The 14,175-nt window shown below is 62.0% G+C and carries 12 protein-coding genes; 5 read left to right on the plus strand and 7 right to left on the minus strand.

Features of this window, described 5'->3' with window-relative positions:
- Positions 1-25: 25 nt before the first annotated feature.
- Positions 26-925, minus strand: a complete 900-nt coding sequence (locus tag N805_RS08400) for a helix-turn-helix domain-containing protein (protein WP_028613961.1) — start codon at positions 923-925, stop codon at positions 26-28.
- 162 nt (positions 926-1,087) lie between these two features.
- Here N805_RS08400 and N805_RS08405 point away from each other — a divergent pair, with 162 nt between their 5' ends.
- The 4 genes from N805_RS08405 to N805_RS08420 all read left to right on the plus strand — a co-directional run bounded on the left by N805_RS08405 (position 1,088) and on the right by N805_RS08420 (position 5,721).
- Positions 1,088-2,446 carry a glutamine synthetase family protein gene (locus N805_RS08405; protein WP_028613960.1) on the plus strand — a complete coding sequence of 453 codons (1,359 nt, stop codon included), beginning with the start codon at positions 1,088-1,090 and terminating at the stop codon, positions 2,444-2,446.
- A gap of 66 nt (positions 2,447-2,512) precedes the next feature.
- Positions 2,513-3,601 carry a polyamine ABC transporter substrate-binding protein gene (locus N805_RS08410; protein WP_028613959.1) on the plus strand — a complete coding sequence of 363 codons (1,089 nt, stop codon included), beginning with the start codon at positions 2,513-2,515 and terminating at the stop codon, positions 3,599-3,601.
- A 13-nt stretch (positions 3,602-3,614) separates the two neighbouring features.
- Positions 3,615-4,910 carry an NAD(P)/FAD-dependent oxidoreductase gene (locus N805_RS08415; protein ID WP_028613958.1) on the plus strand — a complete coding sequence of 432 codons (1,296 nt, stop codon included), beginning with the start codon at positions 3,615-3,617 and terminating at the stop codon, positions 4,908-4,910.
- Positions 4,911-5,043: 133 nt separating this feature from the next.
- Complete coding sequence (locus tag N805_RS08420) at positions 5,044-5,721, plus strand: DUF3313 domain-containing protein (RefSeq protein WP_028613957.1); 678 nt, start codon at positions 5,044-5,046, stop codon at positions 5,719-5,721.
- Between the two features lie 42 nt (positions 5,722-5,763).
- Here N805_RS08420 and N805_RS08425 read toward each other — a convergent pair whose 3' ends face one another.
- Positions 5,764-7,140: an L-serine ammonia-lyase gene (locus N805_RS08425; protein WP_028613956.1), complete on the minus strand. Its 1,377-nt coding sequence runs from the start codon at positions 7,138-7,140 to the stop codon at positions 5,764-5,766.
- A 146-nt stretch (positions 7,141-7,286) separates the two neighbouring features.
- Between N805_RS08425 and N805_RS08430 the strand changes: the two genes are divergently transcribed.
- The gene (locus tag N805_RS08430) at positions 7,287-8,228 is read left to right on the plus strand and encodes a LysR substrate-binding domain-containing protein (protein ID WP_028613955.1); all 942 of its coding nucleotides are present in this window, start codon (positions 7,287-7,289) and stop codon (positions 8,226-8,228) included.
- 170 nt (positions 8,229-8,398) lie between these two features.
- On the opposite strand, the gene N805_RS08435 is transcribed toward N805_RS08430, so the two are convergent.
- The 5 genes from N805_RS08435 to N805_RS08455 all read right to left on the minus strand — a co-directional run bounded on the left by N805_RS08435 (position 8,399) and on the right by N805_RS08455 (position 14,175).
- Positions 8,399-9,820: an undecaprenyl-phosphate glucose phosphotransferase gene (locus N805_RS08435; RefSeq protein ID WP_028613954.1), complete on the minus strand. Its 1,422-nt coding sequence runs from the start codon at positions 9,818-9,820 to the stop codon at positions 8,399-8,401.
- A 156-nt stretch (positions 9,821-9,976) separates the two neighbouring features.
- Positions 9,977-10,735: a WecB/TagA/CpsF family glycosyltransferase gene (locus tag N805_RS08440; protein WP_028613953.1), complete on the minus strand. Its 759-nt coding sequence runs from the start codon at positions 10,733-10,735 to the stop codon at positions 9,977-9,979.
- Positions 10,735-11,922: a glycosyltransferase family 2 protein gene (locus tag N805_RS08445; RefSeq protein WP_028613952.1), complete on the minus strand. Its 1,188-nt coding sequence runs from the start codon at positions 11,920-11,922 to the stop codon at positions 10,735-10,737. Before N805_RS08445 ends, N805_RS08440 begins: the two co-directional genes overlap by 1 nt.
- Entirely contained in the window at positions 11,919-13,121 is a 1,203-nt protein-coding gene (locus N805_RS08450) for a glycosyltransferase (RefSeq protein ID WP_028613951.1), read from the minus strand. Before N805_RS08450 ends, N805_RS08445 begins: the two co-directional genes overlap by 4 nt.
- 49 nt (positions 13,122-13,170) lie before the next feature.
- Entirely contained in the window at positions 13,171-14,175 is a 1,005-nt protein-coding gene (locus N805_RS08455; protein WP_028613950.1) for a VirK/YbjX family protein, read from the minus strand.

A 14,175-nucleotide genomic window follows, 5' to 3' on the forward strand; every position in this document is an offset into this window, starting at 1 on the left:
AGAGGCCAGCAGCTATTTCGCTACCTTAGCCCCTGCCCCGCTTCAAGGTCTCGCTCGGAAACTCCTTGAACAATTGCCGGTAACTCTCTGAAAACCTTCCCAAATGCCAGAATGACCAGCGCATCGCGACCTCGGCCACGGTCGCCCTGCCATCGCGTAACAAATCGCGCCGGGCGCCGTTAAGCCGGCGCAAGCGCAGCCACTGCGCTGGCGGCATGCCGGTAAATGCCTTGAATGCCTGCTGCAACTGGCGCAACGAGACCCCGGCAACATCTGCCAGCTCCATCAGGTTCAACGTCTCCTCGGGGCAATCGGCCGCCCATTCGCTGACCCGACGCATGATCGCCCGTTCTTCACCGCGCCGCCCCAACGCTACGCCCTGCAGGCGCTGGCTGGCGTTATCGAGGATGAACAGGCAATCCTCCAGCAGCTGCTCCGCCAGAGCCTGCCCCTGCAATGGGCAATCGGCCTGCCCCAGGCGCGTCAGCGTGGCACTCAGCCAACTGCCAAACAAGGCGTTCTGCCCACTGCCCAGGGGCACCATGAACAACCCTTCGAGGCGCTGCGGGTCCAGCCCATGGCGGGCCAGGAAGGCCTGGTCGAACACCACTGCCACTTCCTGGTAGTTCTCCGGGGTTATCCAGATATTGCGGCTTTGCTCGTTCAGCAAGTACAGGCTGTTTTCGCTGCGGTCGAAGCAAAACGCCAGTGAACCGCTCGGTGCCCGGAAAAACTGCTCTACGCGGGTATTCAGTCGCTCCTCGTACACCTCCACGCCCTCCATGCCCAGCCAGCGCAGCTCACCGCTGAAATGCCCCGGCGACATCTGCCGGTACTGCTGCTGCCAGCCGGGGGTAGCGCGCACTTGCTCGGAGACGTCGGTGGTATGGAAGGCCTGGACTTGCAGCGCATTGGGCGTTGTCACGCGAGATCCTAGTTGCACTCTTTTGGTGCATTGCTTGCCGAAGAAAATGGATAGATCGGCCCCGGGGGCTGCGACCAAGATAGTCTCCAGTGCGTCACCTGGGAAGTGCAACACCTAGCAAGCCGCGTTGCTCCCACACTAAAACCCAACCAAGAGGTCTGTATGAACGCCCCCTTCGATCAGCTGTACACCTGGCTGAAAGAACACCGCATCACCGAAGTCGAATGCGTGATCAGCGACCTGACCGGCATCGCCCGCGGCAAGATCGCGCCCACCGCCAAGTTTCTCCACGAGCGTGGCATGCGCCTGCCCGAAAGCGTGCTGCTGCAGACGGTCACCGGCGACTACGTTGACGATGACATCTACTACAACCTCCTCGATGCCGCCGACATCGACATGGTCTGCCGCCCCGACCCCTCCGCCGTGTACCAGATCCCGTGGGCGATCGAGCCAACGGCGATCGTGATCCACGACACCTTCGACAAGCAAGGCAACCCCATCGAGCTGTCGCCGCGCAACGTTCTCAAGAAAGTGCTCAAGCTATACGCCGACAAGGGCTGGCAGCCCATCGTCGCCCCCGAGATGGAGTTCTACCTCACCAAGCGCTGTGAAGACCCGGACTTGCCATTGCAAGTACCGCTGGGGCGTTCTGGCCGTGCCGAAAGCGGCCGCCAGTCGTTCTCGATCGATGCCGCCAACGAATTCGACCCGCTGTTCGAGGACGTCTACGACTGGTGCGAGATCCAGGGCCTGGACCTGGACACGCTGATCCACGAAGACGGCCCTGCGCAAATGGAAATCAACTTCCGCCACGGCGACGCCCTGGACCTGGCCGACCAGATCACCGTGTTCAAGCGCACCATGCGCGAAGCTGCGCTCAAGCACAACGTGGCCGCAACCTTCATGGCCAAACCGATCACCGACGAGCCAGGCAGTGCCATGCACTTGCACCAGAGCGTGGTCGACATCGCCACCGGCAAGCCAATCTTCGCCAATGAAGACGGCAGCATGAGCCAGCTGTTTTTGCACCACATCGGCGGTTTGCAGAAGTACATCCCCAAGCTGCTGCCGATGTTCGCGCCCAACGTCAACTCGTTCCGCCGCTTCCTGCCGGACACCTCGGCCCCGGTGAACGTCGAGTGGGGTGAAGAAAACCGCACCGCCGGGCTGCGCGTGCCCACCTCCAGCCCGGAGGCAATGCGGGTGGAAAACCGCCTGCCGGGCGCCGATGCCAACCCCTACCTGGCCATCGCCGCCAGCCTCCTGTGCGGCTACCTGGGCATGGTCGAAAAGCTTGATCCCAGCGCGCCAGTGAAGGGCCGTGCCTACGAACGGCGCAACCTGCGCCTGCCGATCACCATCGAAGACGCGCTGCAGCACATGGAAGACTGCGAGACCGTGCAGCAGTACCTGGGCAAGCAGTTCGTCCAGGGCTATGTGGCCGTCAAGCGTGCCGAGCACGAGAACTACAAGCGGGTCATCAGCTCCTGGGAGCGTGAGTTCCTGATGATGAGCGTCTGACCCACCCCGGGGCGCTCTGCGCCCCCGTACACCGCACTCAAAGAACAAGACCAACGAGGTGTCCCCATGCGTCATCTGCAAGCCCTGATCCCCGCTGCGTTCACCCTGCTGTTCGCCACCACCACCCAGGCCACGCCCTCGGTCAGTGTGTACAACTGGACCGACTACATCGGTGACACCACCCTGGCCGACTTCCAGGCCAGCAGCGGGATCAAGGTGGTCTATGACGTGTTCGACTCCAACGAAACCCTGGAAGGCAAGCTGCTGGCCGGGCGCACCGGCTATGACGTGGTGGTGCCGTCCAACCACTTCCTCGCCCGCCAGGCCCAGGCCGGTGCCTTTCTGCCACTGGACCGCAGCAAGCTGCCCAACTGGCAACACCTGGACCCCAAGCTGCTCAAGCAGCTTGAACAGAACGACCCCGGCAACCAGTACGCAGTGCCTTACCTGTGGGGCACCAACGGCATCGGCTACAACGTCGACAAGGTCAAGGCTGCACTGGGCGTCGACCATATCGACTCGTGGGCGGTGCTGTTCGAGCCCGAAAACCTGAAAAAGCTCAAGCAGTGCGGCGTGGCTTTCATGGACTCGCCCGATGAACTGTTCCCGGCGATGCTCAACTACCTGGGCCTGGACCCGCGCAGCGAAAAGCCGGCCGACTACGCCAAGGCTGAAGCACGCCTACTCGAATTGCGCCCCTACATCACCTACTTCCATTCATCCAAATACGTTTCCGACCTGGCCAATGGCGATGTCTGCGTGGCCTTCGGCTACTCCGGTGACGTGTTCCAGGCCGCCAACCGCGCTGTCGAAGCGAAGAACGGCGTAAAAGTCGCCTACAGCATTCCCAAGGAAGGCAGCAACCTGTGGTTCGACCTGCTGGCCATCCCCAAGGACGCCAGCAACCCCGACCAGGCCCTGGCCTTCATCAATTACCTGCTCGACCCGAAAGTGATCGCCAAAGTCAGTGCCACGGTCGGCTATGCCAACGCCAATCCGGACGCCAAGGCCTACATGGATGCATCGCTGGTGCACAACCCCGAGATCTACCCACCCCAGGACGTGCTGGACAAACTGTACATCTCCAGCACCCCGAGCCCGAAGATCATGCGCGTCATGACCCGCTCCTGGAGCAAGATCAAGTCCAACCGCTGAGCCGAGAACGCCCATGTCTTTCGATTCCCAACACACTGCTTCGTACTACGCTGCCACGGCACGCAACGCGGCGCCCTACCCCAGCCTGGACGATGAACTGACGGCCGATGTGTGCGTGGTCGGCGGCGGGCTGACCGGCGTCAACACCGCCTTGGAGCTGGCTGAACGTGGCTTGTCGGTGGTGCTGCTGGAAGGCCGGCGCATCGGCTGGGGCGCCAGCGGACGCAATGGCGGCCAGCTGATTCGCGGCATCGGCCATGACGTCAGCGGTTTCACCCGGCATGTCGGCCAGGACGGCGTGCGTTACCTGAAACAGGCCGGCATCGATTCGGTGGCGCTGGTGGCCAGCCGCATCGCCCAGTACGGCATTGCCTGCGACCTGCGCTGGGGTTTCTGCGAACTGGCCAACACACCCGACCAGTTCGCCGCCTTCAAGGACGAGCAGGATGACCTGGCAGCGCTTGGCTACCGCCCCGAAACCCGCCTTGTAGGCCCTGGGCAGTTGCATGAAATCGTCGCCAGCGACCAGTACGCGGGCGGCCTGGTAGACATGGGCTCGGGGCACCTGCACCCACTCGACCTCGTTCAGGGCGAAGCCCGTGCCGCCTATAGCCTGGGCGTGCGCATCTTCGAACAAAGCCCCGTGCTGCGTATCGAGCACGGCCCCCGCGTGACCTTGCACACGGCCCGTGGCAAGGTGCGGGCAGACAGCCTGGTGCTGGGCTGCAACGCCCACCTCGATGAGCTGGAACCGCGGCTGAGCGGCAAGGTGCTACCGGCCGGCAGTTACGTAGTCGCCACCGAACCCTTGCCCGAAGCACTGGCTACTGCCCTGATCCCGCAGAACATGGCGCTGTGCGACCAGAAGGTCGGCCTGGACTATTATCGCCTCACCGCAGACCGCCGCCTGCTGTTCGGCGGTGCCTGCCACTACTCCGGCCGCGACCCCAAGGATATTGCCGCCTACATGCGGCCCAAGGTGCTGAAGGTGTTCCCGCAGCTGGCCAACGTGCGCATCCAGTACCAGTGGGGCGGCATGATCGGCATCACCGCCAACCGCTTCCCCCAGGTCGGGCGCCTGAGCCAGCACCCGAACGTCTATTACGCCCAGGGCTATTCCGGGCATGGGCTGAACGTGACGCACTGGACGGCGAAATTGCTGGCCGAAAGCATCGCCCTCGGCCACAGCCAAGGCCTGGATGTGTTCAGCGCTGTGCCCCACCTGACGTTCCCTGGCGGCAAGGCTTTGCGCTCGCCGCTATTGGCACTGGGCATGCTGTGGTACCGGCTGCGCGAAGCGCTGGGTTGAGCTGGCCGCAAGCCACGCGGTGCATCTACCACCACTTTTCGCCTTTCCACCGGGGATTGAACTCGCCCACTGGCCAACTGCGGCGCAGCTGCTAGCGTTGTTCAGGCCGACCTCTCATGGATACGCCTTTATTATGAAATCACTGCCTCGCATTACCCTGTTGTGCGCCGCACTGCTTGCCGTGGCTGCCTGCTCCAGCAATCGCGTGGACCCCAAGGATTACTCCGGCTTCCTCAAGGATTACAGCCGGTTGCAAGAAGCCAAGAGCCCGTCGGGTGCCTCGGTGATGCGCTGGATCGACCCCAAGGTCAATATCAACCAGTACAGCCAGGTATTCATCGAGCCCAGCCAGTTCTACCCCAAGCCGCAGCCCACCCCGGTCATCTCCGCGCAGACACTGGGGGAAATCACCCGCTACTTCAACGAAGCGCTGCGGCGTGAAATCGGTGGTGTCCTGCCGCTGGCCAATGGACCTGGCCCGGGCGTGATCGTGGTGCGGCCGGCGATCACGGCAGTGTCTACCAGCAACGAGGGCCTCAGACCCTATGAGGTGATCCCCATCGCGCTGATCGCCGCAGGCGTGAACACCGCCACGGGCGGCCGTGACCAGGACGTGGATGTCGGCGTGGAGGCGGCGTTCCTGGACGGTGCCAGCCAGAAAGTGCTGGCCCAGGTGGTACGCAAAGGCGCGGGTCAGGAGCTGGAGAACGATACCCAGAAGCTGACCCTGAATGACGTCAAGCCGGTACTGGATGGCTGGGCCAAGGACATGCGGGCGAGCTTCATTGAAGCCAAGCAGAAAGCCCGCTAAGGGGCCGCTCCCACAAAAGACCGCATTGCCCGATGCGGTTTTTTAGCACTCGACAAAAGCAACTGCCAAGCCGCCGCGCGAGGTCTCTTTGTAGTTGGCATGCATGTCTGCCCCGGTATCACGCATGGTGCGGATCACCCGGTCGAGCGAAATGAAGTGCTCGCCATCGCCACGCAACGCCATCTGCACCGCGTTGATCGCTTTCACTGCAGCAATGGCGTTGCGCTCGATGCACGGCACCTGCACCAGGCCGCCAACCGGGTCGCACGTCAGCCCCAGGTTGTGTTCTAGGGCAATTTCGGCCGCGTTCTCCAGCTGCGGCGGCGTGGCGCTCAGCACCTGCGCAAGGCCGGCAGCGGCCATCGAACACGCTGAGCCTACCTCACCCTGGCAACCAACCTCGGCACCGGAAATCGATGCGTTTTTCTTGCACAGGATGCCAACGGCCGCTGCAGCCAGCAGGAAGTCCACCACATCCGCATCGCAGGCGAGCGGGTTGAACTTCATGTAATAGTGCAACACCGCCGGGATGATACCGGCCGCGCCGTTGGTGGGTGCGGTGACCATGCGCCCGCCGGCGGCATTCTCTTCATTCACCGCCAGGGCGAACAGGTTGACCCATTCCATGGCGCTGAGCGTCGAACCAATCACGTTGGGCTTGCCCAGTTCCTGCAAGCTGCGGTGCAGCCGGGCAGCGCGGCGCTTGACGTGCAGCCCCCCAGGCAGGATGCCTTCGTTGCGCAGCCCGTTATCCACGCACTCACGCATGGCCGCCCAGATGCGCAGCAGGCCTTCACGTATTTCCGCTTCCGGGCGCCAGGCCTGTTCGTTGGCCATCATCAATTGCGCCACGCTCAAGCCGTGGGCTTTGCACAAGGCCAGCAACTGGGCAGCACTGTCGAACTCATAAGGCAGCACAACGTCATTGGCTTTGGCAGCGGGGGCATCAATTTCGGCTTGCTCGACGATAAAGCCGCCGCCAACCGAATAATAGGTCTGCAGCAGCAGGCTGCCCTCCCCGTCCATTGCTTCCAGGCTCATGGCATTGGGGTGGTAAGGCAGGCTCTCGTCGAGCAGCAACATGTCACGGCCATACTCGAAGGCAAGCGGGTGGCTGCCATCCAGCATCAGGCAATGCTCCTGCAACACCTGGCCAATGCGCGAGTCAATGGTGGCCGGGTCGATACGGTCTGGCCACTGGCCCATCAGCCCCAGCAGGCAGGCGCGATCGGTAGCGTGGCCAACCCCGGTGGCCGACAGCGAGCCATACAGCCGCACTTCGACGCGCGTCACCCGCGCCAGCAGGCCCTGCTCACGCAGGGCCTGGGCAAACGTCGCCGCGGCCCGCATGGGGCCGACGGTGTGGGAACTGGACGGGCCGATGCCGATTTTGAAAAGGTCGAAAACACTGATAGCCATGCTAATGCCTGACCGTACCCTGATTTGAATCCACAGCACGGTTATCTGATGAAATTGAGCGGTAGTGCGATTTTGCGCGATACTGACGCGCTGGCTCACGGATGACCAACGAATCTTTCTAAGCAAGCCTTTAGTGGTGCTAAACAATGCGACGACAACTGAATGGCCAAGTGTTTGTCTGGCTGCATGTATTCGCCTGTGCAGCCCGGCACCTGTCCTTTACCCGCTGTGCCGAAGAGCTGCACATCACCCCAGGCGCGGTCAGCCAGCAAATGCGCCAGCTGGAAGAACGCCTGGGTTACCGGCTGTTTCTGCGGCGGGCGCGTGGCGTGGAGCTGAGCGCCGAAGGGCAACGCCTGGCCCAGACGGTGACCGAGGCCTACGGCAGTATCGAGGCTGAACTGCTGCGCCTGGACGCTGGTGAGATTCGCGGCACCTTGCGCGTGCGTTCGATCCCGTCGTTCCTGGCCAAATGGCTCACCCCACGCCTGCCGCGCTTTCAGCAGCGTTACCCGGACATCGAGCTGCGCCTTGTGGCCGAAGACAGCGCCCAGGCATTGACCCCAGGCGACTTCGACCTGGCTATCGACCTGAACGACGGCAGCTACCCTGGCATGCTCTCGACACCGCTGCTGGACGAACAGATCTTCCCGGTGTGCTCACCCACCCTGCTGCGCGGCCGCCCGCCACTGCATGGGCCGGCGGACCTGGCGCATTACCCGCTGCTGCATGACATCACCGCCTGGCGTGGCAGTTCGGAGTATGCGGAGTGGGAGTTCTACCTGGAGGGGATTGGCGCCCCCGGCCTGGATGTACGGCGCGGACATACCTTCAACCGCAACCACCTGACCATCGAGGCGGCAATTGCCGGTATTGGTGTAGCCATCGCCCGGCGCACACTGCTAAATGACGAACTGGAGCGCGGCGCGCTGATCGTGCCGTTTGGCGTGCCAATCGCTAACCACAAACGCTACATGGTGCATTACCCGCCAGGCGGGTTGAATCAGCCGGGAGCGCGAGCGGTGCATGACTGGCTGGTGGAGGAAGCGCGGGGGTTCAGGGAACTGCATCCACTGAACAAGGACTAGCCCGCCTGTAAGCGGTCGCTTTCTTCGAATAACATATAACTATCTGATTCAGATCGGGCCCTGTGGGAGCGGGCGTGCCCGCGAACACCGGCACAGCCGGTGCCATACAGCGCGTCGCATTCTTCGCGGGCACGCCCGCTCCCACAGAGTATGTGTTGTGCTTTCGATGGCTAGTAAGCCTGCTTACCGGTAAACGCATTGAGGGTGCGCACCAGAATCACAAAGTCCAGCCACAGCGACCAGTTGTTGATGTACTCGATGTCCGAGTCCACCCGCTGGATCATCTGTTCGATGTCCTTGGTCTCCCCCCTGAAACCGCGCACTTGCGCCAGGCCGGTCATGCCCGGCTTGATGTTGTGGCGGGCAAAGTAATCGACGATGTCTTGGGAATATAACGTGTCATGTTGCAACGCATGTGGCCTTGGCCCCACCAGCGACATTTCGCCCGTTAACACGTTGAACAACTGTGGCAGTTCATCGAGGCTGGTGCGGCGGATGAAAGCGCCAATCTTGGTCAACCGCGGGTCATTCTTCTGGGCCTGTTTGACCACGCCATTGTCCGGCTGATGAACATGCATGCTTCTGAACTTCCAGATACGGAACGACTCGCCCGTCCAACCCGTGCGTTCCTGACGGAAGAACACGGGCCCGCGACTGGTAAGTTTGATGGCCAGTGCAACGCCCAGCAAGACAGGCGATGCACACAGCAGTATCAATGCCGCCAATACCCGGTCCTCGATATTCTTCAGGAACAGGCTCATACCCGTTAGCGGCGTTTCAGAAAGGGTCAGCACGGGAATACCAGCAATTTCCCGCACGCTGTGGTTGATCAGGCGCAACGAGAAGATATCCGGCACCCAGTTCACAGCGATGCATTTGTCGAGCAACTTGAAGTACACATCGTTGATGACCTCTGAGCCCCCCAGCGGGGTCACCAGGTACACGGTGCGAATGCCATGCTGGGCAACGATTTCATCCAGGTCTGCAATGTGCCCAAGCACGGGCAGGCGTTGCTTGCCCTCAGCACTTTCCTGCCCCTGCTCACCATTTTTGTCAGTCACCACACACCCCAGCACCCGCTCGCCAAACCAGGGGTTGCTGCTGATTTTTTGATACAGAAAATTGGCCAGGTCACCGTTGCCGATAATCAGTGCATTGTCCAGACGTGCATGCGCGGTAAAGCGCTTTTGCAGTTCACGAACAGCAAAGTGCAAGAACAACTGGGCAATATAACCAATGATGAACAACTGCACGACCAACAGCCGTGAATACGTTTCACTTTGCTTGGTCAAAAAGGCCATGACCACAAGAAAACAGAACGTTGCCGACCAGGCCTTGAACAGGCGGAAGGCCTTGATAGAAAGACCGACGTTAGTGCGATAGATTGCATAATGGTCGTAGATGACGGCCAGTGCGCCGACCAGCAACAGTAACATGATCACATAATCGGAGGTAATGTAACCAAACTGGTCATAGATGAGATACCAGGCAATACCGGTTACTGCAATACCATCGAGCCCCGCCTGAATGGCGTTACTTACGCTGCTTCTTCTTTGGAGTAAGGAACGACTGCTTCTGGGTTCGAAAACCATTTCAGACCTCATCTATTTGAGCGTAGCAAGTGCCGTCCATCAAACATCAAGTCTTGAATACAGCGTGTTCAACGCCAGTGAAGCCGGATCGCGCAGCCCCCAAGCCACTGATCTCACTGTAGCAGCCACCTGCCATCGGCGCGGACTTTGGCCGAATCATACGGTGCCCCTGGCCGAATCGGCGGCCTTGCGGCACAGCAGGGTGCGCAGCAGGAACAACGGATTGCCCACCACATAACGCATGAACAGGCGTTTCGGCTCGCGTAGCAACCGGTAGGCCCATTCGCCACCCAAATGCCGTAGCCAGTGCGGTGCCCGGCTGACCTTGCCACCGAGGAAATCCAGAATCGCCCCGCCGCACACGATCAGGCACGGCCCACCGACGGCTGCCAGCCTGGCTGCTACTGCTTCCTGCTTGGGCATGCCCATGCCCAGCACGATCAGTTCCGGCTGCTGTTCCCTGGCCAGTTGCAGGTAGGTGTCGATGCTGGCGAAGCCATCGTGGACCGAGACAGGCACTACGCCAAACAAGGCTACGCTGTGTTGCACAGCCTGGTTCAGGTAAGGTTGTTGCGTGCCCCAGAACGCTACCCGTCGCCCACTGTATGCCGCCATGAGACTGGGAATGAAGTCGGTGCCATTCATGTTGAGCCCAGGCTCCAGCCCCAACCGGCGATAAAGGATCGCCATGCCAGAGCCGTCGCGCAATAGCACATCGGCCGCCGACAACGCCTTACAATACGCACCGTCGCGCACCACCAGGTTCATTGCATGTGCATTGACGAAGCCCAGCACGGTTGCAGATTCCGGGGCGGCAAGCCTGTCGAGCAGGTGCTGAGCCGCAGCGCTGTCAGGCACCACCTCAAGCGTGTCGATAATACCCTTCCAGCGTTTCTGCCATTGCCACTGGGCCATCAGTCATCATCCCGTTTGGAGCGCACCCATTCGACCTGGCGCTTGATCAGGAACCCCAGGTACAGGGGGATCTTCCTTGCGGCGTAAAAAGGCGCGTACAGCAGCACGGAAAACGGGATCAGTTCACGGCAGAAGCGTGCCCACGCCAGCACAACGGCAAGGCCGAGCATGACCAGCGCAGCCAGTGCGATCCACGCAGGCGTCGCATGGCCTGACAGCCAGTACGCCAACCAGGTCACCAGGTTGAGCCCCAGCAACGCCAGCACCAGCAACGCCAGAGGTGGCACCAACAGGTCCAGGGTCATGGCCAGCAGGCTGCCGTTGCGCTGGCTGACAGCGGCCAGCGCACGCTTGGGTGCATCGGCCAGCATCAAACCCAGATGGCCATGCTCCCAGCGGGTGCGCTGGCTGTTCATGCCTTGCTGGCTGGCCGGAAACTGGCTGGTGACCAGCGCTTCGGGGCAGAACACCGGCGGCTTGCCCTGCTGGCACAGATCCAGCCCCAGCTTTACATCCTCTACCAAGTGCCCATTGGCCAGGTTGATCAAGGCCAGGTCGTGCCAACCGAATGCCATGCCTGCCCCCATCAGCTGGCACGGCAGCCCCAGCCGGGCCCAACCACGCGGACGCACCAGGTTCTTGACCCGCCAGGCGAATTCGGCGACCTGTACCTTCAGCCCGCTACCGGCGGGTGCGCGCATCAGATACAGCGCCTGCACCGGGCGCTTGACCTGGTGATAACGACGCGCCAGGCAGTCAATCGCCCCCTCGCCTACCTGGCAGTCAGCATCCACCACAATCACCACCTCGGGCGGCTGTTCGGCCAGGTGGCGTACGCCGAAGTCCAGGGCGTAGCCTTTGCCACGTCGCAACGTATCAAAGCGCTCCACCACCTCGGCGCCGCCCTCGCGGGCCAGCCGCGCCGTGTCGTCAATGCAGTTGTCGGCCACCACAAGCAAGCGGTCGCCTGCGAGTAATTGCGGGGTAATGCTCGCCAGCGTTGCCCGAATGATCGCAGCCTCATCATGGGCCGGTACCAACACTGCCACCCGCGGACGCACGCTGATGCCCAGGGGCCGCGAGCGCGGCGGCAGGCAAGCCAGCAGCATCTGCAGGAAAAACACCGACACAGGCACAAGGGCGATGGCCGCCAGCAGGCCCAGTAACCAACTCAATACACTCATCATGCGGATGCCTTGAAGTAGCCGGCCAGTTTGGCCGCCTCGGTGTCGATATCATGCCGTTGCAGCACGCGCTGGTAAGCCGCCTCACCCATGCGCTGCAGCACGTCGGCGGGTTGCGCAAGGCATTCGGCCATGGCCTGCGCCAGTTCGTCCACCGCGCCAGCAGGGAACAGCCAGCCGTTCTCGCCCGGGCGCACCAGCTCAGGGATACCCGCCACGTAGGTGGTCAGTACTGGCCGGCGCAAGGCCATGGCCTCCATGATCACCACCGGCAAGCCTTCGGCGAAGCTGGGCAATACCAGCGCGCGAGCGGCAAGGATTTCGTCGCGTACCTGTGTGCTGCTGATCCAGCCGGTGATGCGTACGTGCTGCTGCAAGCCGTGGCGGGTAATCAGCGCCTCGATCTGCTCGCGCATCTCACCGTCACCCGCCAGGACCAGTTCGAAGGCGATCGACTGTGCCGCAAGCTGACGGGCCGCCTCAAGCAACAACAGCTGGCCTTTCTGTTCACAGAGCCGGCCGACGCACACCAGCCGTGGCACCGCCGGAACATTCACCGGCAGCACCTCATGGAAAGCCCGCTCCAGGCCGCAATGCACCACTTTCACTTTGGCCCAATGCTCGTGCGCCACCCAGCGAAACAGCTGGCTGCGCCCGTAAGAACTCACCGCTGCAACAAAGGCGGCACGCCGCACCTTCTCGCCCATGTGCAAGAACTGCGGCTTGTCGAACTCTTCCGGCCCATGCACGGTAAAGCTATAGGCCGGGCCGCCCAGCAGGTTGGCCAGCATCACCACCTCGGTAGAGTTGGTGCCAAAATGGGCATGCACGTGTTTGGCCTCACCGGCCTGCAGCCAGTGCAACACCTGGCAGGCCTCGGCCAGGTAGACCAGGTGGTAGGGCCACGCGCGGTCAGCGCGCAAGCCAAGGCGCATCGCCAGCCTCAAGGCCTGGAAAAAACGCCACGGTTGTGCGCGCAGCACCTGCAACGCAGGCGTCAGCAACCCTTTTATGCCGCCTTGCAACACATAACGGGTCTTGGCCCGCTCGGCCGTGTCCTCGGCGTCCTGCAACTCAGCGTCCCACCCCCGCAGAGCAATGCGTTGCACCTCTACGCCCTGGCGCTCCAGCGCCAGTATCTCGCGGCGGATGAAACTGTGGCTGACCTTCGGGTACTGATTGATGAAGTAAGCGATGCGCATACGAATCCAGATCCAAACCCGCTTGATGACCTACCTCCCCTGGCAACCTTCACTTCAGGCTGTCGACTATGGGCGGTCTGTCTACTGCCGATGCACTCACAACAAATGCATCCCCCTGTTTTCCTTGTAGTCCAAGGTTGTGACCGCTGCTTGGCAATGCTGCCTGCAACCGCGCGAAAACATCGTCGAGCATCGCCTGGCGGCGGCGGTACATCGCCCGTTTTTTCGCCGGAATGTCGGTTTCCGCCCGCTGCGCCGGGGCCAGCGGGAGGGTGTAGAAGTCCGCCTGATTCGAGGCGCTGGCGCCGTGTTCCTGCCAGATGACGTCATAGTTCGCTGCAAGGTCCTGGCCCTTGTCGCGGCCAAAATACGGATGCCGATGGTGCCGGCAAGCATCGCTGACCGCGTACAGGTGCGCGACACCCAGCGTTCGGGCCAGGCACTTCAGCGCTTCGAGTACCAGGCTGCGCGGGCGCAGGCCTTCGAAGTCCTTGGTCAGGTCGCGGTAGATGGCCAGCGAGGTTTCGCTGTCGATGCCTTTGTGGATGCCCTGCACGGCGCCGATGAACAGGTACAGCTCACCCTGGCTGCGGCACAGGGTGAACGCCAGTGAAGCCACGCGCAGGTCGCCCTGGAACAGGTTCAGGACCAACTCGCCTTCGCGTTTGAACCAGATCGGCCGGTCCAGCACCAGGCGGCAGCCCGGCGAATGGCTGGCCAGATCGCACAGCGTCAAGCTTTCGTCCCGCCCCAGCAGCAACAGCGCCGGAAACTGACCGGCCAGCACTTCAAAGTGCGAAGCGACCACCGCCAGGCGCTGCGGGGCTTCCCAGCATTTGCTGAGATAAGGCCACTGCACCACACCGATGCAGTCCACGCCAAGCCGCTGCACACCTTGCTTGCCGAGTGCCGCCGTCATGCGCTGCATGAAACCATTGAGCTCAGGCCATTGCCTGGCAATCTGCAGCATCAACTTGTACTTGTTGTTCAACGCCCGCAACGAGTAGCCCGGTTGCAAGGTAAACACGCTTTTCACGAGGGTGCCGAGCATCAT

Origin of the sequence: Pseudomonas putida S13.1.2 (genome assembly GCF_000498395.2) — a bacterium.
Lineage (GTDB): Bacteria > Pseudomonadota > Gammaproteobacteria > Pseudomonadales > Pseudomonadaceae > Aquipseudomonas > Aquipseudomonas putida_Q.